The sequence below is a fragment of the Providencia sp. PROV156 genome, from assembly GCF_028480905.1.
Lineage (GTDB): Bacteria > Pseudomonadota > Gammaproteobacteria > Enterobacterales > Enterobacteriaceae > Providencia > Providencia hangzhouensis.
On the sequence record NZ_JAMPPE010000013.1, the window covers coordinates 73007 to 93428 of the forward strand.

Here is a 20422-nt window from a genome sequence, read left to right on the forward strand (position 1 = left end):
AATGACCTAGGTCATATTAATAAAAACTATCTACCAAAGACAAGAATGAAAGACGAGTGAAGTTTTCTTAGAAAATAAAAAAGAAAATTTAAAGTAGATTTTCTAATTCATTGATAAGTAAATCAACTAAAATAAAAAAGCCAATTCTGGATTTTGTGTCATCTCTTTTAGTATCAAAGTTATCGGCAAAACAAAACAGAGTGTTATCAGTATAAGTAGTTAGTTCATTAGTATTAAAGGCGGTCATACTAATGATATTTGCCCCTTTTAATTGCACAATTTTTGCTGTTTCAATAATTTTTTTGGTTCCCCCTGATAGTGAGATAAAAATGACGGTGTCATCTTTGCTGACTAATCGAGTGAAAGAATCAGATAAATTGTAGTCATTAATGAAAAAACAGTGTAAACCTAACGCAAATAGTAAGTGTTCAAGATAATAGCCAACAGCCTTACTTGTCCCTCTGGCAACAATAAAAATATTTCTCGATTTATGTAGTATTTTAGCGCAATCGCTAATTTGCTCTTCATTAATTAATGTAAAACTTTTATTAATATTTTTTTCAAGTTGTTTTTTATAAGACGAAGGTGTGATTTTTTCAGTTTTATTTTTTGTTAAAATATAATTATTAATCTGAAACTTAAGTTCTTTAAATCCACTAAACCCTAATTTTTGCGACAAATTAATAATAACTGTTTTAGAAACAAAGGTTTTAGCAACTAGTTCATTAATATTTAAGTAAGGGATATCTGTAATATTATCAGTCAGGTATTTTAAGACTTTTTTTTCGCTAATGGTTAAATTATCGTAATTTTTTAAGAAATCTAACATATCCCCTCCCCGATGAGCCTAGCTAGCTTTCAAGTGACTCTATTGTATAAGAATAAAGTAATAAACAAGTAAACAGCACTCAAGAGTGGCGCTGTTTACTGGACAAGAAATCACTTAAACTTAAGTTGTTTCACAGCCTCATCGATATCAATTTCATCTTCCGAAAATGTTAATGATGTCCCATGTAACGTACTAATTTCTAATTTTTTCAATGAACGCATTTGACCAGGTTTATCTGATTTTGGTTTGATACTATTCATTAATGCGCCAATTGATAACACGGTATTTTCTTTATCGATACGCGTATCTGCAGGTACTTCTACTGAATAAACACGATAGGATTTAATTGATGTAATCTTAATCCGTTCTCCTGCGATATAAATATATTTACTTTCAGGTATGACTTTGACCGCAAAAGCAGATAACCCTTTATTATTTGTCGTCGGTTCGAAAGTAACTGCAGCATTTTTTTTAATCAAATCTGGGTTGGCAACCTTAACCACATGAAAATAACGGTTATCTCCATTCTCATCTTTGATAAATCCAAAACCTTTATCTTCGAACCATGTTGTGATCGTTCCATTCATTGCCATTACCGCCTAATTAATCTTTTATTGACTCAGTTTTTACAACGCGCAGTATAGAGCACAATGCGTGTGCAGACTACGGCTTTGCTTTTAGTCTGAGTGATAAATTTACGTGATGCAAGTGACAGCGTTCGCCTACCTACTAAAAATTGGTTATTATCAACAACCATTTTTTGCTGGAAAGGCTAATGACTGAAATCATCGACACCTTTATTGCTCCGCCCTGTCACGATGAGATAGAAATTATCTATCAGGATGAGCATCTGGTTCTTATTAATAAGCCAAGTGGCCTACTCAGCCTTTCTGGAAAAAACCCACAAAACTTAGACTCCGTCCATCACCGATTAGTAAAAATATTCCCAGACTGTACTCTTGTTCACCGTCTCGATTTTGGCACATCTGGGTTGATGGTGGTTGCTCGCAATAAAGCCATCAATGCAGCTCTGAGCCAGCAATTTAGCCAACGCTCTGTCATTAAAATATACCAAGCTTTACTTTGTGGCCACTTAGCTAATGATGAGGGGGTCATTGATGCGGCAATAGCAAAAGACCCTGCACAGTTTCCCCGCATGTCGCTTTGCGAGGTGAATGGCAAACCTGCCCGCTCCCACTATCAAGTAATAGAGCGTCTGTATCACCCTGTAGAAAATGGGATATCGTTACCTGTAACCCGTGTCCAATTAACCCCTGAGACAGGGCGCACCCACCAGTTACGCATCCACTGCCAAAAATTAGGCCACCCAATCTTAGGTTGCGATCTATATGGTGGGCGATTATTACAAGGGACTGAGCAGACTCCACGTTTACTTTTGCACGCTAGCGAATTGCATTTTGTTCACCCTGCGAGTCAGAAGAACGTTAAAATGTTTAGCGCCAGCCCGTTTTAACGCCAAAGCTACGACTTAAAATTTGACGAGTATTACCACATCAGGTCGTCAGGGATCTTAAAGTCCGCATACGGGTCATCTTCATCCTGTTCTTCTTGGCTGAGTGCATTGTTGAGTACGATACTATCCGCATCTCTTTGCGTTATTTTATCCGCTACGCTTGCTGGAATAATCACATACTCGTTAACATCACTGTTATCAATCGTTAAACGTGCAATCGCCAGACGCCCACTGATCAGTTGCGTTTGTGTTATTTTGTCTACAACAACTTGCTTGATAACGTTGTTATCTGTGAAATTAAAGCTAATATCTCCCTTTGAAATATCAACTTTATTCATTTCAATAAGTTGTTTAACTTGTGCTTTAAACTCTTTGGATTGCACCATTTGTTTATGCTGCTCACTCAATTGTTTGTCACGCTCAAGCTGTGCTTTTTTATTTTCTTCTACGGCTTCCCTTGCTTCACGCGCCTGAACACGTGATTTTTTAGCCGTTCTTTGCACTTTTGCCATTTTCTTACTGGTAACTAATCCTGCTTTTAGCATTTGCTCTTGTAAGGTGAGTTTCGCCATCTTCGCCTCTAAATCTATCGGATAATTATGTGATTATACCTGTAGCGACTGAGACCTGATAGGTTTTGAGCTTTATTGATAGAGAAATTATGTGATGTTATTTAAGAAAAGATGCTAGCGATGATAATTCAAAATTTGGTGTATTTAACTTATTTTGTCTAATCCAAAATATGTTTATAATAAAATCATCGATATATTGTGATTTTGTTATAAACACGATTTGTTCAGTAACCATAGAGAGCTGACGAGAAAAAATGGAGGCTTTCATCCATATAAAAACCTCTCTATTTCAATAGCTACGGAGTGGACATAATAATGGTAGCGGCTGAACTAAACTGGCCTTCTATCAATTCATTTGGCGATAAATTAGGTTTTTTAACTAGCGTGAACATTAATGTATCTCTACCATGCCCATTTTCTATTTTTGAATCGAAATGCCCATTCATAGGGGAAACTCTTTGCCCTTGATGATAAACCTCAACACCTAATCCAGACATAATAGAACCTTGACTACCAATATCTCCTGTTCTAACAAGTAAAGCATCAGATGAGAAAGTCGAAGTTTCTCCGCTAATAATCATCTTTATTGGCACCGTCAGGTTATTATCTTCACAACTATAAGTGATTTCTGCGTTACGTTGAAAACGGCTTGCACTTCCCACCGTTGAAATACCCGATGCATTTACTGTTTCAAAATCAACAATGATGATTTGGTTATCATTGATATCACACGTACCCGTTCCAACAACTACGTCATTACCCGCATAGAAATTCCATTTAAAATAAGCATGGTCAATATGCTGATTACTATTTACAAATGTCGCATATTTATGGAGATCTAATGTCATCAGCAAATCGCCTTTTCTTACCAAGACTGATGGCGTTGGTTTAACATTTACCTGCAAATATAATTTAATTTGTAAAGGTTCACTAACTGTAGTTAAACGAAATACTTGAATTTCTTTACCACTAAATGGTGCTAAATAATAAGCGCCACGTACGACCACACCCGCTTTTAATTCTGGGTTATTCTTAAATGTTGGACCAAGGTCAGCACCAGTCACATTTAAATAATCAACATAAGCACTGGGGGCTTCATTACGGCAGGTCATAAAATCACTCACATCCGCAAATTCATTTATACGATTTGGTACAGCAAAAATATCATTATCGAGAGGAACATCATAAATACTTTGTGTTCCCCCACCAACTTCCTGCCCTCCATTAGTTTTACACTGGAACGCAAAAATAGTTGGGGAAAATAATAAGGTTGAGAGAAGTAATATTAATATCTTCATTGTTACTGATACCTTAATCATAAATTAAACTAAAAATAGCGGTTGCAGTAAAATGGCCAAACGCAATACTTTTATTTTTTATTGCATCGGGTTCCCCTTGCACATTCGCATTAAAACTTAAAATATTTGTACCATTCTCTAAATTGTATGCAGGCGTCGTACTATTAATGGGAATTTTTTTACCGCTATATTCTAAGATTTCAATTCCGATGCCCGAAGCCATGCTGCCAGAATCTAATGCAAGAAGGCCTGGTAAATTGATATTTTCGTTTCCTGTAAACTTAACGGTCACCGTTCTAAAGATACTATTATCACAGTCATCTAAATGAATATTAAAATTTTCAATTGGCGTTTTTTGATTAATATAGAGGTACTTATTAACGATAGTACCAAAGTCCACAATGATATTTTCATCACCGGGCCTTACTGTACAAGCTTCAGCGACAAGTTGGCCTCGTATCTTAATTTCACCAATTTGACCATTTTTTGCATGACTCTGTAACGAAAAAAATAACAAACTTAATAGCATGGAGAGTATTATTTTTTTAAATTTATAAAAATTGAAATTTAAGTTATTCATATAAATACCTTCAATGCTATATCAGACAATCTATTAAGATTATTCATACGTTATTTGAAAAGAAATAACACTTCGATAAGCTCCAGCCTGTAACTTCTCTGCAATTCTTACGGGAGCTACATAATAAGTTAAAATATTTTGCCCCGTAGAAATAAGCTCAGGTTCACTATACTCACCAAAAGCAATTTCTTTTCCTTTAGGATTAGTTATCTGCAATCCAAGCCCATTCACACCTTCAACTCTCGCTATGTTCGGCCTAAAAGGGACAACTGGCGTGATAAACCTAATTTTCATACCTGGCTGAGAAAGACTCCATGTGACATTACCGGATTTATTGTTTCTCAAAACCGTTGGGGTTTCGATACAATCCAATAACTCGATGTTTACCGGCGTCTTGTGGCCTTGGGCGCCAATTGTTTTTAATGATGCAGTTTCAATATTTCCTAAATCAACGGATTGAAATGCAGAATCCATCGATAAATGGCATGCACTCTCCGTTAATGAGCCATAAACGAAAATTTTACCATTTGCACCTTCAACATCCCAATTACCTGTTGTGTTATAAAAGGCATTATTTGATGCCGCATATATCACAGCTGAATGAAATATGAGAGATAATCCAAAGAGTAAGGAAAAGCTTTTTTGATTAATCATCATTTTCCTCTCTATTTACTTTCAGGAACAACCTGACATGTATTTGCTTGACATTTAAATTGAAGTTTTGGCCGGCCACCATAGTCATTTATATAGGTCAATACCGGATTTGCCCCCACAGTAGAACTTGGAACTCCTAATTTTTCTTCACTAAATGGTGCAACCATAACTGCCTTAAAATTCTGATTTACGGGTGAATTTTTTCGCTCAGCCGCACCAATAATCGTGATATAAAAGGGAGTTGGGTTTTTAATGATATATTGGTCACCTTGCTTAATAAGCTGTGTTTTTTCTTGCCAAGGGTTATTCAGCATTTCTGTTTCGCTTAGCATGATACTTTTAGGACGATAAAATAATTTAATTTTGCTCTGTAACGCTAATTGCAAAACATTCGGTTTATCACTTTTTGGCGGGATCTCCCTTAAATTAAAGTAATAAACACTTTCTCTATCCTGAGGTAACTGACTAATTTCAGGAAGCGCCTCAATACGGACTTGGCTTGATTTTTCGGGTTCAACTCTCTGCACCGGAGGTAATACAGCAAACGGTGAAGTAATTTTTACCCCTTGAATATTTTCAACCCACCCTTGGGCCAAATAAGGTAGCTGGTTATTTTTATTAGTAATAGTAATTGAAACGCTTTTTTGATCACCATTAAAAATAACTCGGGTTCTATCTAAAGCAATTGCCGAGAATGCGCTTCCGCTAACTAAACTGCTTAATAAAATAGTACTGATATATAAATTAGTTAATTTTTTCATAGCAATCACTCATTTACAGATTATTATCTGCTTCATTACGTTTATTTGATAATGGTTTACAAGGAATGAATAATCCTTGGTTAATTGTTTCTAAGTTTTCAGGAAAATTAATTTCACATTGTGCTTCCCCACCCCAATGAATAATCATGACTTCATTTGGGTTGATACCACTAACATAGGCATATCCATTATCAGTAACTATTCCCGTTTCTTTTCCTTTCAGATTCGTGATCTGGGCACCAAATGGCGGTGCAGAACCGTCAGACATACGCATTGAAAGCATCATCTTTTCACCAGACAGTACATTAAATTTGCGATAGCCAATCGCGCCTTCTGTTAATGTCGCTTGAACAATAGAATCCGTTACTTCGGCATTATTCGGTAATGCATTTAAATCGACTTTAACTTTACTGCGGTAGTAGCTATTTAAGTCAGGGACAATCACTTTACCAAATGCATTTGATGCAATAGGGATCCCTCGGTCTGATACGGGAATTTTAGCCACACCATCAGTGTCGATCAGCAAACGAGTTCCGCCAATATTTGAAACTCGATGAGCATCCGCACCATTTAAAGTCATGGTAAATCCGCCTTGTGCCCCTACCCCAAATGACGTGTAATTATTATGAATATAGCTGGCATTCGCAGTTAACTTAGTATTATCACCATAATGGGTAATATAGGTACTTGCGGTTCCACCTTTGTTGGTCGAGCCTGCACTGACTTGATAATTGGTTCTATCTGACAATTTGTCATAATAGGTTGCTCGATTAACGGTATCATCCCGTGTTGCTTGTAATGAATAGCCAATATTTGCACCATTTCCCCAAGGCATTGAAGCTGAAATATACAGGCCATCATCATTTGTTTCGTTATATTTATTGCGATAGGCCGATAACGAAATATTAATATTCTTCAGGCTTCCCCAATCTAAGGTTTTTGTCACCATTAAATTGTAGCGATTACTTTCTGGCTTATCCCAATAGGTTTGGTGCGAGTAGTTTAAATAAGCTGTAATTCTCGATTCCCTAAAGTTTTTATTTAAATAAATCACATACATTTCTTTATTACTACCTTGACGCTCACCTGAGTCTTTAGCCGTTAAAAAATCGGTTACAGTCATAAAACTGCGTTCTGAGAATCGGTAACCTGCGAACTGTACTTGGCTATCATAGTCATCAAAACGTTTTGAATAGTTTATTCGATAAGAATTACCTGTGAGTTTTTTATCATTAGGAATATTTGCAATAGAATGCGTAATATCGAAAGATAAGGCACCAAATGCCAATAAGTCACGACCGACACCCACGTTGAATGCATTATAGTCTTGACTATTTAATGAGCCTGCAAGCAATGACCAACCATTAGTGACACCCCACGACATTTCACCACTCGCAAATGTATCTCCATTAACATGATGATCCATATCCGTTGGGCGACCCATCGCTAATTTATATCGAATACTACCTGGTCGAGTTAAATAAGGGATATTGGCTGTTTCAACCTGATATTCTTGAACTGAACCATCCTGCTCTTCGATTCGGACATCCAGTTTTCCCGTCGTCGCATCACTTAAATTTTGGATACGGAAAGGACCCGCAGCGACTTGTTCTTGATAAATAATCCGCCCTTGTTGGCTAACAATCACCGTCGCATTTGTCGTCGCAACACCCGTTATTTCAGGTGCATACCCACGTAAATTAGGTGGTAACATTAAGATATCAGAGCGTAAGCCAACACCTGTAAATCGAAAACTATCGAATAAATCAGTGTTAAAATAGTCCTCGCCCAAGGTCAATTTCGCTTTAATGCTGGTTAACGCTTTATAGGCGTATAGTCGGCTCCATTGAAAGTCATGCTCATTTTTACTATCCGAGCCAGTTTCTCGTTGAGCACGCCCCTGCCAATCTCCCCTAAAGCGCCATGCACCAAGGTTCACACCTGCGACACCATTTGCTGTCACATTATAGTTGCTATTATTATCATGAGGCTTATTCGCTCTTGCGTTTATATTGTAGTCTAAAATAACCCCTGAAATTCCTTCATCCCACAGAGAAGGCGGATCCCAGTTAGCTGTTCTATATTCAAGGTAGGCTTGAGGTATACTCAGATACAACGTTGAGTCAGATAAATCCCCCCGTGCTTGAAAGCCGGGCAAACTGCGTAAATCAAGACACTCATTATTATGCCACCACGTAATTTGCTTCAACGAACTGGCTGTTAGTCCTAGCTGCTGGACTTGTTCTGGTGTGATACAAACGAGGCTATCTTCAGGGTCGTTTTCTGGCGCATAGAATGAAAAACGTTGCTCGGGTAAAGTTTCTTTATTTACTTGTACTTTGAGGGGATAAATACCAGGCATAATATAGCCTGCACGTGAGAATTGCTTAACATCAATGTTTTTTTTGTCTTCTAAATCAAATAATGCCGTATTAAATTGTATGGTATCGGCAGCATATAACTGAGCGGATAATGACCCAAATGTAATCATTATCGTTGTCGTTATTATATTTATTTTGTGTTGTTTAAAAAACATAAAAAACATCCCTAAAACACCAATATAATTTCTTAGAATTAATAATAATCGACCTTGAACCTTAATAAGGTTTGGTAATTACCCGCTTTAACAGGATGATAATTGGTGACTAATTGCATTTGATATTTAAGGATCATTGTCCCTGGCGTAATTCCTAATGCAGGTAATGGCTTTCCTGGTGTAATGGAATATCCCGATATATCATGCAATGCCAATTGCACTCCTTTTGCTTCACCCGAGAGTGTGAAAAAATCACCTTCTGATGGACCATCAAAAGTGACTTCGAGTGAATTCCATTCGTTATTATCTTTCGAATATTTTTCCCAACGACAATCAATGAGCTTAATATTGAATTCTTTTATGGGGCCTTTCCCAACTTCACGAATATAGCTTGTTGGAAGTACCCCCATATTAATGGTCTGATCCCTAGACCCAATATCTATTGCGCAGGCAGTATCGACTATTTCGCCATTCATCGTGACTTTACCCCACCCATGAGATGATGCAGCCATTTGTGGCGAAAGAAATAATGTTAGAAGAAATAGGGAAGATACTTTGCTTCGCAAATAGATAAATCCTTTCACTTTAACCTCTGACTTAATTTGGTGATTAATAGAGGAACACAAAGGTATTCCTCTTAAACTAATCAATTAGTTATAAGTTAAGGTAAAGTTAGTTACGCCTTCGAATTTACCTAATGGAATTTTATCAACCGCAACGTTTGCACCTTGTACATAAGCGCTATAACGTAATGTATTATCACCCGCTTGTAATTGATGTTCTTGAGCTGTTGCAACTCCCATATCTAACGCTGCGCCATTAGTATCCGTTAATTGAATACCCACGTTGCCAGCAATAGTTGGGTCTGTTGCATCTAAGCCTGTTACACCGAGTAATTTAGAATTGAAAGCAGCGCTAGAACCAGAGAATGTGATACTCACTTTATCGTTGTACACTTTATCATCTGCATCTTTCGGGAATACACAGTCTTCCAATTCAATATTGAATTGCTTCGCGCTAGAAGTACCGCCATTCGCTAAAACAGAGTTAGCGATTTGGCCTAACCATACTGTTTGGTCAATAGAATCTGAACTAATTGAGCAAGGTGCATCGATGATTTCACCTTTAAATGTGACTTTACCATGCCCTTGATCAGCGAGTGCTGGAGATGCAATAGCGGCAGAAACTAGTGCGGCTAAAAATACTTTTTTCATTTGAACCTCATTTATATATAACAACGTGATGATTACCCAACATGATGTAGGGCATAGTTAGAATTTATTATTTTTAAAATAACTATTTGCTGTATAAAGAATTTAAAATAATTTCTGTTTGTCGATTAAAAATATAATGGTAGTTATCCTTTTCATCGGATAAACATTCACTATTATGAATAAATGAATTAGCACTAGGATTTTTTTCATTTATTTTCAATGATACACTTTCAAAAAATGCACTCGGGCTAATTTCTAGATAAAATAAAATTGAAAATAGCATTCCACAGTTAATGCTACATATTCCTCTTTCATAACGAGATATTTGTTGTTGTGATATCTTTAATTTTTTAGCTAGATCACTACCACTAAGCCCTTTCTCTTTTCTAAGATGCGATAATTCCATGCCAATTTGTTCAGTTAGTATTTTCTGAAAGCTATCTATACTGGTCTTTAATTTATTACTTTTCATATCTCACCAATTAAAGCCTTGTGTAATGAGGCAAAACAATCAGAACCACTCATAAAGTGAACAATTTATTTTTTGAAATGCAAAAAAAACGCAACAAAATAAATCAAAATGTTGCGTTAAATGAGTTTTAGGTAAATTGTTTTATATATAAGAATCGTCAGAATTAAAATCTTTAATTTATACCTTAAACTAGAAAAGTCAGATGATTTAACTGGTGAGTTTTATTGCAAAAAAAATCATGAAAGATAACTTTTTGTTGTTAATGACAAATTTTTACATTAATTGATAATTACCTCTAAAATGCATTGCTGCAACAGAGTTTTATGCTATTTGATTTTAGTTAGTCTGATAATTATACTTATTAGGTAATTTGAACATTTTGATTTATTATGTTGCGTTACGAATTGATTTTTATAGATATTTTATTTTATCCGATTGATTACTATTGATAATTAATTAATTTTTTTATTGTATATTAAATTAATGTGTTTTAAATCATCAATAAGATGTTTTTAACTCACAAAAACCAAAAATATGAATTTATCATCTAAATGATTTCACTTATATGGTGACCTTTCACAGAATAACTTTATTTGATAGTCAAAAATAGACTGTTACTGTAAAAAAAATGATTGAAATATGATAATAATTAGTTAACTGAGAAAGCGAACCTTCTATACTCGCAATTAGAGTAATTAAATTATGATGATTCAAAAAAAAAGAATAAATAAAATTATAAACTAATCTTATTTTTAAAGGCTGGAAAATAAATTACTTGAGTATGTTGTTTATGGCTTTAAAAATAATTACTACCCTTAATATGCATAAGAATACCTCAGTTTTATAAAATCAATTACCTAAATAACTGAGGTATTCTTGGTGTTTAGTTCATATTATTATGTTTAGTGCTAGCTTTATATTGACACAACTCATTAAATTACTTATTGATTCGACCAAATACCACTAAATCTTTTTTCATTACTAGCAGTATAAATTACAGTATGGGCGATATTTCGATGCCCTAAATAGTCTTGGATTAATCGAGTGTCCCTACCCAAATCAGCTAAAGCATAACCGCATGCATGCCTTAGCATATGAGGATGAAGCTTTACAGGAAGCCCTGCTATTTTGCCATACTGCTCAAATAAGCGATAAATTTGATAACGAGAAATTTGGCTTCCCTTTTGTGAAATAAATAAACAATCTGACCCTGCTGTTTTCCAAGAATCTCTTTCAACTAACCATTTTTCAATCGCATTAAACTCTTCGGGAATTATAGGCTGTACGGTAGACAGCCCTCCTTTTAGTCTCCTAATAAATATCACTTTCTGCACCAAATCAATATCAGACATTGTGATATGAGTGAGCTCACTAACTCTTAATCCATGCAAAAAGCTCATTAATAACAAGCAATAGTCTCGATTAGGATAGCGACCTTGCTTTGTAGCATCCAATAAAGAATTAACTTCTGTACGTGTAATAAATTTACGTTTAGTCATTATGATCTCATCTATACCTCATTATATTTCGCTACATACCAACGATAAATCAACTAAAAATAATAATTTTTCAGAAAATTAAATATAATATGTCAGAAAGGTCAGTGATGATACCGAAATGCAACAACTTAATCATGATGTTACTAGGATACAAAAGACGAAATATGATGAATAGTTGAATGGAAATTGATTTATAAGGTAGTTATGTTGTTTTCATTCCATGAATGATGAACAATAAAGGTAGCCTCACATGGGTATTAGCCTGTATCCCTTTTCCCCCCTTATCTAGAATAGTGTATACTTGCCAACAAGAAATTTATTCACGGTTAATTAATATAATGAAAGAAATCGAAAAAGCACAAATTAAGCTTCTTAGCGACCGTTTAGATCTTATTCGTCGCCAGATGGCAAGTATGCAACTGACGAGTGAAGTAGAAAAACACGCAGAACTAGAGAAAGAAAAAGCGACACTGGAAATTGAAATCGCTCGTCTGAAGGCGGTGCGTAACAAAAAACTAAGCAAAGAAGCGCAAAAACTAGTAGATATGCCGTTCAAGCGTCCCATCACTAAGAAAGAACAAGCCGACCTTGGCAAGCTGAAAAAATCCGTGCGGGGCTTGACCATTGTCCATCCAATGACGGCATTAGGCCGCGAAATGGAACTGGATGTTATGACCGGTTTTTCTAAGGCTGATTTCTAGTTAGAAAGTCAACCCAACTAAAATCTGTAATGCCCAACGAATACTGGGAGGTTCTTAATACACTTTTTATAGTTATGAACCGCTAGTAAGTAATTCAGCCGCTCATCATCCATCACAAACCCTTTGATCAGATACCGTTTAGCGTTTGCGTTGCCTACTGGCGAAATTGAGTGCCACCAACAGATGGAACGCAGTAACTGACAGCAAGCACATTATTTTACTAAAAAATAATGTGCAACTATATTTATAAATTCTGTTGAAAGAAAACTGTCAGTTTATCGAAAGGGATCTTGCTTAGATTATCATATAAATCAACATGATCAGCATTTGGAATAATCAAGAGTTCTTTAGGAGCTGAAGCTACTTTGTACACATCTTCAGAATAATAACGAGAATGTGCATTTTCCCCTGCAATCAGCAAAATTGGTCTTGGTGATATCATTTCAATATTGGTATGCATAGGAAAATTAAAAAAAGATATAGGCGTTGTTGCTGTCCACGCGGTTGTTGAATTAATTGAACGGGGATGAAAACCTCGAGGAGTACGGTAATAATCAAAAAATGCGGCTAATACAGGCGGTGCATTCTCTGGCAGAGTCTCCGGTAAAACACGTTGTCCCTCGATAATATTGCCATCTTCATCGAATGGCACCTCATGGTAACCTAAAGCATAGTGTCCGTTTTTTGCATCTTTCCAGCGCTGCTGGCTAAGATAATCAATCACTTTATGTCGTTCTTCAATGGTGTAACTATCTTGGTATCCGCGGCTAATACTGCGAGACATATCGTACATTGATGCTGTTGCTACGGCTTTAATACGTGAATCGCTACTCGCTGCAGTTAAAGCCATACCACTTAATCCGCAGATAGCTAACGCACCAATACGCTCGCGATCCACATTTGGCTGTAGCCCTAAAAAATCGACAGCAGCACTAAAGTCTTCCGTATTGATATCCGCAGAAGCAACATTTCGAGGCTCACCCTCACTTTCTCCAGTAAAAGAGGGATCAAATGCTAGAGTAATAAAACCACGCTCTGCTAATGTTTGCGCATACAACCCCGAAGACTGCTCTTTTACTGCGCCAAATGGGCCACTCAATACAATCGCAGCAAATAACCCACTAGTATGTTTAGGTTGATATAAATCTCCGGCTAAGGCTAAACCATAACGATTTTTGAATGTGACTTTTTTATGTTCAACCTTATCACTTTTTACAAAGGTTTTATCCCATAGCTCACTGAAATTTGTATTTGGTTGCGCTAATACTGGTGATGTCATTATTGATGCCATACTCGCAACAGCAATACTTGCCCCCGTTAATTTCAATAAATCTCTACGTTCATGATTCATAATATGCATCCTCTTTTAGTTATTTCTTTAGATAAGCTCTATCACAGCTTGTTTTGGTGATGTAAATTGTAGATATTCCAGCCCATCGGTTATTTTTCCTAATTTAAATAACCCTGAGGAGTAACTAAATGGTTGATAAAAAATAGCAATATTTCCCCAAGGGGCATAATAAGTAATATCCCCAATCTCTGGCACGATCCCACTAGATGAATTGCGAGTTAGTAGTTTTCGGGGAAGATAAGTGATTTTTTCTGTGGATGAATAATCTGCTAACTCAACAGTGAGCGGTAATAAACTGATAAAATCACGCGTCATTTCTGAATCTTTTAATTCTGCCTTTATTATTTGCGTATCAAGACGAATTTCTATTAAATACACTTTAGGTTCTATTGGTAAACTACGTGCCAATAATGGCTGGCTGATGCAGGCAAATACCAACAGAAAATAAAAATTTAATGGGGTAAGCCTATTTTTAAATAATAGATTCAACATATTATTTTTCCTTTTCAGCCTTTGCTGTGCATTGAACAAGTATTGCTGCGACTACAAGAAATAACGCACTGATTGCAAAGGTACTTTCATAGCCCATCAAATCAAATATTATGCCTCCCACCGAAGCGCCGCAGGCAATGGAAAGTTGGATCACAGCAACCATCAATCCCCCTCCTGCTTCTGCACTATTTGAAAATATTCGAGGTATCCAGCTCCACCAACCAACAGGCGCCGCAGTCGCGATAAAACCCCAAATGCTCAATAATACGATGGAAGTAAGACTGGAATAGCCAAAGAAAATAAGTGATACCGCAATACTGGCCATCAATAGTGGAATGGCGATTAATGTTTGATAGAACCCTATTTTTAATACACGATTAATCAGTAGAGTTCCGATAAATCCCGTAATACCAATAAGTAACAAACTAAATGTCACCATCGAGATATCGACTTTTACGACGGTCTCAAGGAAAGGACGCACATAGGTAAATAAGGTAAACTGTCCCATAAAAAATAACCCGATAGCAAGCATACCCAGTGTGATAACGCGATATTTAAAGAAGCTAAAAATACTGAAAATCTGAGGCGTATTTTGATGACTGTTCGGATCAGTTGGCATTGAGGGTAAACTCACCCACAACCACACAATAGTTGCAATCGCGATAGGCACCAAGCCTAAAAATGCCCCTCGCCATCCAATAGTTGAGCCTAAATAAGCCCCTAAAGGTGCAGCAATGACAGTTGCTAGCGCATTGCCGCTATTGAAAATAGCCAGTGCCTTAGGAACTTGATCTATCGGCACAAGGCGCATTGCTATCGCAGCAGACATAGACCAAAAACCACCAACAACAATACCGATTAGCGCACGGCCAACCATATAAATATAATAATTAGAGGCCAAGGCAATCATTGCACCTGACACTCCCATTAAGACCGTAAGCCCTAGTAATAAGGTTTTACGATTTAAATTATGAGTAAGTGCAGAAATAAATAAGCTCGTTATGACAGCAAATATTCCTGAGATAGTAATACCTTGTCCCGCCATTCCTTCTGTCACCTGAAAATCAAGCGCTAACGGTGTTAACAAGCTCACAGGCATAAATTCTGAGGCTATCAATACAAAAACACATAGCGTCATGGCAAAAACTGCACTCCAGTTCGCTCTTTCAGGAAAATTTCGCTCTTGAAAAATGGCATTATCCATCGATTATATTCGCCTATGTACCTACGATATTTAATGGACATCATCATGGCATACAGGTAATAATTTAATTAGTGGGTATAATCTTTATGAACTTGTGAGAAAAATTCATTAATGATGAAAGGTAAAATGAATGACTTGCACGCTTTTCTTATCGTTGCTCAAGAGCAAAGTTTTACAAAAGCGGCCGCAAGACTCGGTGTGACGCCTTCGGCATTAAGCCATACAATACGACTTTTGGAAGAACGCTTAGGGATTCGACTTCTCGCAAGAACAACCCGAAATGTTTCAGTAACAGAGGCTGGCGCACAGCTAATGAATGCCATCCGACCATTATTTGAACAGATTGATATTGAACTTAATGCATTAAGTGAGTTAAGAGACAGCCCTAGAGGGACTATTCGCTTAAGTTGTACCGATGACCAAATCGAAATTTATATTCGACCAATATTGAATAATTTTTTACAAAAATACCCTGATATCACAATAGAAATATATGTGGACTATGGTTTTACAAACATTGTTGAAGAACGTTTCGATGCAGGAATTCGAATTGGCGATGATATCAATAAAGACATGATAGCAGTTCGCATTGGGCCAGATTGGCGCTTAATTGCAGTCGCTTCACCGGACTATTTTAAACAGCACCCTAAACCTTTATTTCCTAACGACTTATCTGAACATCAATGCATCAATATTCGCCATCGTGCTGCGGGGGCTATTTATGCGTGGGAATTTAAACAAAATGATCATACAACAAGTATAAAGGTGGATGGGCAACTCGTTTTCAATAGTACACTGCACCAGTTAAATGCAGCGCTGGACGGAATGGGAATAGCCTATATTCCAGAACATTTAGCCGAGCCTTATATTGCCAAGGGGAAGTTACAGGCTGTATTAATCGATTATAGCCCTTACTTTGAAGGTTTTCACCTGTATTACCCAAACCGTCGACAGTCCTCACCCGCTTTTATGGCTTTTGTAGAAGCGATACGGTATCGAACAAAGTAGTCGCATTTGGTGAGTTGGATAAATAGCAGTGCCCCCATTAATACCCCCAGATTGGTTTTTTAGTGGTAGGCTTTTTTGCTAATCCCACCAGCACATTGCAAAACTTCACGGCCGTTGAAACTTAAAAACTGATCCAGCTTGGTATCCCAATCCTGTAAGAAAACTTGCTTACGACGCAGTGCTTGGTCTTCTGCAAAATCTAACCACATATTGACGATACGGTTTAATTCTTTCAGTTCATTTTCTCGAAGATAGTTCTTCGCGATCGTGACATCGGTTTTATGCACCTCATCAAATTTATAGCTGGTTAAGCCCATATCCAGCTGACTGGCTTTAAGCTTCACTGTGGGGGCATCCAAAAAATAGGGAAAAATTATGCCCCCAATTTTGCCCCCAAACAGGGGTATAAACCAGTAAACAAGAGGATAATCAGACAGACTTCGAAGTGATTAATCTTGTTGATTTAAAAGGAAAATATAGACTTTGGGAGAAATTCAGAAACTGCGTTTGGCGGAAGATCACAGGAGTCGAACCTGCCCGGGACTGCTGGCAGCCCCAACTGGATTTGAAATCCAGCCGCCTCACCGGAGACGACGATCTTCCTCTATAGATTGGAAAGTGATTATAGACTGAATTCATTATTTTCCAAAGCATTGAAACTACAACTATTGCCTTTATTGATAAAAACCAACAAAAACCCCATTTATTGATAAGCGTTAATAAGAAAAAACGTTAGATTGATATTGAGGTTTGTACATCTGCCCCCATATACTTTCTTATATTCGCAATGGCGTGCTGGTTCTATCACCCATAACATTTATCCTATTTGGGTATAAGTTCGCCATTTAACTTTTATTGTCAACACAGTAAGCCTTGGCCTACGAGCACAAGCCTGCAATCACAGGATGTTTTATGACAAATTCATTATTAGCCGATTCCGCACTACCCCGTTTTTCTACTATAGAGCCTGCGGATATTTTTCCCGCGGTCCAACACGTACTCAATGAATATCGCCAAACAGTAGAAAACCTGTTGAGTGCAACAGATCAATACACTTGGGACAACCTGTGCCAACCTTTAGAAGAAGCCAGTGATAAGCTGTCTCGTGTTTGGTCGCCAGTGAGTCATTTACACTCCGTGAAAAACAGCCCAGAACTGCGCGAAGAGTATGAAAAATGTTTACCATTACTGTCTGAATTCAGTACCTGGATGGGGCAGCATGAGCCTTTGTATCAAGCATATAAATCATTAAAAGAAGGGGCTGAATTTAATTCCCTTAGCCAAGCTCAACGTAAGTCTATCGAAAATACCTTACGCGATTTTGAGTTATCCGGCATTGGCTTACCTGCTGAAAAACAGCAACGTTATGGTGAAATTGTGGCACGTTTGTCGGAGATAGCGTCTAAATTTAGCAATAACGTGCTTGATGCAACTATGGGTTGGACCAAACTGATTAAAGATGAAAAAGAATTAGCGGGTATGCCAGAAAGTGCCATTGCGGCAGCAAAAGCTATGGCTGAATCAAAAGGTGAAGAAGGCTACTTGCTCACTCTCGATATGCCAAGCTATTTACCTGTTATGACCTATGCTGATAACGCAGAATTACGTCGTGAGATGAGCCATGCATATAGCACCCGTGCGTCTGACCAAGGCCCAAATGCGGGTAAATGGGATAACAGCGAATTAATTGATGAACTGATGGCTTTACGCCACGAGCTAGCGCAATTATTAGGTTTTAAAAACTACGCAGAAAAATCCCTAGCGACCAAAATGGCCGAATCACCAGAACAAGTGCTGAATTTCCTCAATGATTTAGCTGACCGTGCTCATCAGCAAGGGGAAAATGAACTGGCTGAACTGACGGCTTTTGCTAAAGAACATTATGGTGTCGATACGCTTGAATCTTGGGATTTAGCCTATTACAGCGAAAAACAAAAACAGCATAAATTCTCATTAAATGATGAACAATTGCGCCCATATTTCCCTGAACAACGCGTCCTGAATGGGTTGTTCGAAGTTGTTCATCGCATTTATGGTTTAACTGCCAAAGAACGCAATGATGTAGAAACATGGCATAAAGATGTGCGTTTCTTTGAACTCTATGATGAAACCAATACCTTACGCGGCAGCTTCTACCTAGACCTCTATGCTCGCGAACATAAACGCGGTGGAGCTTGGATGGACGATTGTGTTGGCCGTATGGTACATAAAGACGGCTCATTACAAAATCCTGTAGCCTATTTAACCTGTAACTTCAATAAACCACTTGGCGATAAGCCCGCACTGTTTACTCATAATGAAGTCACTACCTTATTCCACGAATTTGGTCACGGCTTACATCATATGTTAACGCAAATTGATGTTGCAGATGTCGCAGGGATTAACGGTGTACCATGGGATGCTGTCGAGTTACCAAGTCAGTTTATGGAAAACTGGTGCTGGGAGCCTGAAGCCCTCGAATTTATTTCCGGCCATTATGAGACAGGCGAGCCATTACCAACAGAAATGCTCAATAGTATGTTAGCGGCGAAGAACTACCAATCAGCCATGTTTGTTCTACGCCAGTTAGAGTTTGGCCTGTTTGATTTCACCTTACATGCTGAGTATGACCCAGCCAAAGGTGCGCAAGTCATGCCAACGCTATATGCGATTAAAGATAAAGTCGCTGTGGTTCCTTCACCAAAATGGTCGCGCTTTCCACATGCTTTTAGCCATATTTTCGCAGGTGGCTATGCAGCTGGCTATTACAGCTACTTATGGGCAGATGTGCTTGCGGCAGATGCATACTCACGTTTCAGTGAAGAAGGCATCTTTAACCGTCAAACAGGTCAGTCTTTCCTCGACAATATCTTAAGTCGTGGTGGCTCAGAAGAGCCAATGGCGCTGTTTGAACGCTTCCGTGGTCGCAAACCAGAATTAGATGCCATGTTGAAGAGCTATGGTATTCATGGCTAATCGTATTGAGATCCAATTGATCTGCGAAGAGGGTGCCGATCCCGGCACTCTTTCTCAACTTTCTGAAAAATGGCAACTTTCTCATACCCCTGATGCCATTATGGCGGTTGTACTTACGCCTGAAAACTTACAACTGCGCAAACTAGATGAGCCTAAATTAGGTGGGATTTTTGTTGATTTCGTCTCTGGGGCGATGGCCCATCGTCGCAAATTTGGTGGAGGTCGCGGTGAAGCTGTTGCCAAAGCCGTCGGGATCAAAAAAGATTATCTTCCCGATGTCATTGATGCCACTGCTGGCCTAGGGCGTGATGCCTTTGTTCTAGCCGCTCTCGGTTGCCATGTCCGTATGTTGGAGCGCCACCCTGTGGTTGCTGCTCTATTGGATGATGGTTTACAACGAGGCTACCAAGATGCAGAAATTGGCCCATGGTTACAAGAGCGAATGTCATTGATTCATGCATCCAGTATTACAGCACTGAGTGAGATAACCCATGCCCCTGATGTTATCTATCTTGATCCGATGTACCCTCATCGGCAAAAAAGTGCTTTAGTGAAGAAAGAAATGCGAGTATTTCAGTCATTAGTGGGAGCAGATGATGATGCAGATTCATTATTAGCCCCTGCGATTGCTTTGGCTAAACGTAGAGTGGTTGTTAAGCGCCCTGACTACGCGGAGCCCCTTGCGGGACAAAAAGCGCCATCAGCAGTTACCACTAAAAACCATCGGTTTGATATCTATCCATGCATTAAAAATAGCGAATAAACGTAACGGCGAAGGGCGTATGTACAGGTGAATTTATCAGTATGATACAGCCGCCCTTT

The 20422-nt window shown here is 37.9% G+C and carries 20 protein-coding genes, 1 tRNA gene and 1 pseudogene; 5 read left to right on the forward strand and 17 right to left on the reverse strand.

Annotated features, from left to right (window positions below):
- Positions 1–88: 88 nt before the first annotated feature.
- Together PSF31_RS11265 and PSF31_RS11270 are read right to left on the reverse strand one after the other, a co-directional pair.
- Positions 89–829 (reverse strand): MurR/RpiR family transcriptional regulator, encoded by a 741-nt coding sequence (locus PSF31_RS11265; RefSeq protein ID WP_094960882.1) that lies wholly within the window; start codon positions 827–829, stop codon positions 89–91.
- A gap of 110 nt (positions 830–939) precedes the next feature.
- On the reverse strand, positions 940–1422 hold the full coding sequence (locus tag PSF31_RS11270; protein WP_004263097.1) for a cold-shock protein: 483 nt from the start codon (positions 1420–1422) through the stop codon (positions 940–942).
- Positions 1423–1604: 182 nt separating this feature from the next.
- Here PSF31_RS11270 and PSF31_RS11275 point away from each other — a divergent pair, with 182 nt between their 5' ends.
- Positions 1605–2303, forward strand: coding sequence for an RluA family pseudouridine synthase (locus tag PSF31_RS11275; RefSeq protein ID WP_096863490.1), 699 nt, complete (start codon positions 1605–1607; stop codon positions 2301–2303).
- Between the two features lie 32 nt (positions 2304–2335).
- Here PSF31_RS11275 and PSF31_RS11280 read toward each other — a convergent pair whose 3' ends face one another.
- The 10 genes from PSF31_RS11280 to PSF31_RS11325 all read right to left on the reverse strand — a co-directional run bounded on the left by PSF31_RS11280 (position 2336) and on the right by PSF31_RS11325 (position 11889).
- Complete coding sequence (locus PSF31_RS11280; protein WP_096863489.1) at positions 2336–2875, reverse strand: DUF2058 domain-containing protein; 540 nt, start codon at positions 2873–2875, stop codon at positions 2336–2338.
- 296 nt (positions 2876–3171) lie between these two features.
- Positions 3172–4173: a fimbrial protein gene (locus PSF31_RS11285; RefSeq protein WP_232062923.1), complete on the reverse strand. Its 1002-nt coding sequence runs from the start codon at positions 4171–4173 to the stop codon at positions 3172–3174.
- Between the two features lie 13 nt (positions 4174–4186).
- The gene (locus PSF31_RS11290) at positions 4187–4753 is read right to left on the reverse strand and encodes a fimbrial protein (RefSeq protein ID WP_094960885.1); all 567 of its coding nucleotides are present in this window, start codon (positions 4751–4753) and stop codon (positions 4187–4189) included.
- Between the two features lie 39 nt (positions 4754–4792).
- Positions 4793–5410: a fimbrial protein gene (locus tag PSF31_RS11295; RefSeq protein WP_096863487.1), complete on the reverse strand. Its 618-nt coding sequence runs from the start codon at positions 5408–5410 to the stop codon at positions 4793–4795.
- Positions 5411–5418: 8 nt separating this feature from the next.
- The gene (locus PSF31_RS11300; RefSeq protein WP_004263108.1) at positions 5419–6168 is read right to left on the reverse strand and encodes a fimbria/pilus periplasmic chaperone; all 750 of its coding nucleotides are present in this window, start codon (positions 6166–6168) and stop codon (positions 5419–5421) included.
- Between the two features lie 13 nt (positions 6169–6181).
- Positions 6182–8713: an outer membrane usher protein gene (locus tag PSF31_RS11305; RefSeq protein ID WP_164561258.1), complete on the reverse strand. Its 2532-nt coding sequence runs from the start codon at positions 8711–8713 to the stop codon at positions 6182–6184.
- A gap of 29 nt (positions 8714–8742) precedes the next feature.
- Entirely contained in the window at positions 8743–9288 is a 546-nt protein-coding gene (locus PSF31_RS11310) for a fimbrial protein (protein WP_232062925.1), read from the reverse strand.
- Between the two features lie 66 nt (positions 9289–9354).
- Positions 9355–9918 (reverse strand): fimbrial protein, encoded by a 564-nt coding sequence (locus tag PSF31_RS11315; RefSeq protein ID WP_094960889.1) that lies wholly within the window; start codon positions 9916–9918, stop codon positions 9355–9357.
- Positions 9919–10000: 82 nt separating this feature from the next.
- Positions 10001–10390, reverse strand: coding sequence for a helix-turn-helix domain-containing protein (locus tag PSF31_RS11320; RefSeq protein WP_004263121.1), 390 nt, complete (start codon positions 10388–10390; stop codon positions 10001–10003).
- A gap of 941 nt (positions 10391–11331) precedes the next feature.
- Positions 11332–11889 carry a tyrosine-type DNA invertase gene (locus tag PSF31_RS11325; protein WP_004263124.1) on the reverse strand — a complete coding sequence of 186 codons (558 nt, stop codon included), beginning with the start codon at positions 11887–11889 and terminating at the stop codon, positions 11332–11334.
- Between the two features lie 338 nt (positions 11890–12227).
- On the opposite strand from PSF31_RS11325, the gene PSF31_RS11330 reads away from it, so the two are divergent.
- Entirely contained in the window at positions 12228–12590 is a 363-nt protein-coding gene (locus PSF31_RS11330) for a YibL family ribosome-associated protein (RefSeq protein WP_036958636.1), read from the forward strand.
- Between the two features lie 244 nt (positions 12591–12834).
- Here the strand turns inward: PSF31_RS11330 and PSF31_RS11335 are convergent, their stop codons facing one another.
- Genes PSF31_RS11335 through PSF31_RS11345 form a run of 3 tightly spaced genes read right to left on the reverse strand, consistent with a single transcriptional unit; the run spans position 12835 to position 15637 of the window.
- Positions 12835–13950, reverse strand: a complete 1116-nt coding sequence (locus tag PSF31_RS11335) for an alpha/beta hydrolase (protein ID WP_096863486.1) — start codon at positions 13948–13950, stop codon at positions 12835–12837.
- Positions 13951–13968: 18 nt separating this feature from the next.
- Entirely contained in the window at positions 13969–14433 is a 465-nt protein-coding gene (locus PSF31_RS11340; RefSeq protein ID WP_096863485.1) for a cyclophilin-like fold protein, read from the reverse strand.
- 1 nt (position 14434) lies between these two features.
- Positions 14435–15637 carry an MFS transporter gene (locus PSF31_RS11345; RefSeq protein ID WP_096863484.1) on the reverse strand — a complete coding sequence of 401 codons (1203 nt, stop codon included), beginning with the start codon at positions 15635–15637 and terminating at the stop codon, positions 14435–14437.
- A 111-nt stretch (positions 15638–15748) separates the two neighbouring features.
- Here PSF31_RS11345 and PSF31_RS11350 point away from each other — a divergent pair, with 111 nt between their 5' ends.
- Positions 15749–16645 carry a LysR family transcriptional regulator gene (locus PSF31_RS11350; RefSeq protein WP_096863483.1) on the forward strand — a complete coding sequence of 299 codons (897 nt, stop codon included), beginning with the start codon at positions 15749–15751 and terminating at the stop codon, positions 16643–16645.
- Between the two features lie 68 nt (positions 16646–16713).
- On the opposite strand, the pseudogene rhuM reads toward PSF31_RS11350, so the two are convergent.
- A pseudogene (gene rhuM, locus PSF31_RS11355) lies at positions 16714–16977 on the reverse strand (RhuM family protein); the annotation flags it as partial.
- Positions 16978–17153: 176 nt separating this feature from the next.
- Positions 17154–17248: transfer RNA gene (locus tag PSF31_RS11360), tRNA-Sec, on the reverse strand.
- 309 nt (positions 17249–17557) lie between these two features.
- Here PSF31_RS11360 and prlC point away from each other — a divergent pair.
- Complete coding sequence (gene prlC, locus PSF31_RS11365) at positions 17558–19600, forward strand: oligopeptidase A (RefSeq protein WP_004263141.1); 2043 nt, start codon at positions 17558–17560, stop codon at positions 19598–19600.
- On the forward strand, positions 19593–20363 hold the full coding sequence (gene rsmJ / locus PSF31_RS11370) for a 16S rRNA (guanine(1516)-N(2))-methyltransferase RsmJ (protein WP_094962881.1): 771 nt from the start codon (positions 19593–19595) through the stop codon (positions 20361–20363). The genes prlC and rsmJ overlap by 8 nt, the downstream gene beginning before the upstream one ends.
- Positions 20364–20422: the final 59 nt, after the last annotated feature.

Coding starts and splice junctions, on each gene's coding strand:
- PSF31_RS11265 (WP_094960882.1), bottom strand. CDS start 829: ATGTTAGATTTCTTAAAAAATTACGATAATTTAACCATTAGCGAAAAA.
- PSF31_RS11270 (WP_004263097.1), bottom strand. CDS start 1,422: ATGGCAATGAATGGAACGATCACAACATGGTTCGAAGATAAAGGTTTT.
- PSF31_RS11275 (WP_096863490.1), top strand. CDS start 1,605: ATGACTGAAATCATCGACACCTTTATTGCTCCGCCCTGTCACGATGAG.
- PSF31_RS11280 (WP_096863489.1), bottom strand. CDS start 2,875: ATGGCGAAACTCACCTTACAAGAGCAAATGCTAAAAGCAGGATTAGTT.
- PSF31_RS11285 (WP_232062923.1), bottom strand. CDS start 4,173: ATGAAGATATTAATATTACTTCTCTCAACCTTATTATTTTCCCCAACT.
- PSF31_RS11290 (WP_094960885.1), bottom strand. CDS start 4,753: ATGAATAACTTAAATTTCAATTTTTATAAATTTAAAAAAATAATACTC.
- PSF31_RS11295 (WP_096863487.1), bottom strand. CDS start 5,410: ATGATGATTAATCAAAAAAGCTTTTCCTTACTCTTTGGATTATCTCTC.
- PSF31_RS11300 (WP_004263108.1), bottom strand. CDS start 6,168: ATGAAAAAATTAACTAATTTATATATCAGTACTATTTTATTAAGCAGT.
- PSF31_RS11305 (WP_164561258.1), bottom strand. CDS start 8,713: ATGTTTTTTATGTTTTTTAAACAACACAAAATAAATATAATAACGACA.
- PSF31_RS11315 (WP_094960889.1), bottom strand. CDS start 9,918: ATGAAAAAAGTATTTTTAGCCGCACTAGTTTCTGCCGCTATTGCATCT.
- PSF31_RS11320 (WP_004263121.1), bottom strand. CDS start 10,390: ATGAAAAGTAATAAATTAAAGACCAGTATAGATAGCTTTCAGAAAATA.
- PSF31_RS11325 (WP_004263124.1), bottom strand. CDS start 11,889: ATGACTAAACGTAAATTTATTACACGTACAGAAGTTAATTCTTTATTG.
- PSF31_RS11330 (WP_036958636.1), top strand. CDS start 12,228: ATGAAAGAAATCGAAAAAGCACAAATTAAGCTTCTTAGCGACCGTTTA.
- PSF31_RS11335 (WP_096863486.1), bottom strand. CDS start 13,950: ATGCATATTATGAATCATGAACGTAGAGATTTATTGAAATTAACGGGG.
- PSF31_RS11340 (WP_096863485.1), bottom strand. CDS start 14,433: ATGTTGAATCTATTATTTAAAAATAGGCTTACCCCATTAAATTTTTAT.
- PSF31_RS11345 (WP_096863484.1), bottom strand. CDS start 15,637: ATGGATAATGCCATTTTTCAAGAGCGAAATTTTCCTGAAAGAGCGAAC.
- PSF31_RS11350 (WP_096863483.1), top strand. CDS start 15,749: ATGATGAAAGGTAAAATGAATGACTTGCACGCTTTTCTTATCGTTGCT.
- prlC (WP_004263141.1), top strand. CDS start 17,558: ATGACAAATTCATTATTAGCCGATTCCGCACTACCCCGTTTTTCTACT.
- rsmJ (WP_094962881.1), top strand. CDS start 19,593: ATGGCTAATCGTATTGAGATCCAATTGATCTGCGAAGAGGGTGCCGAT.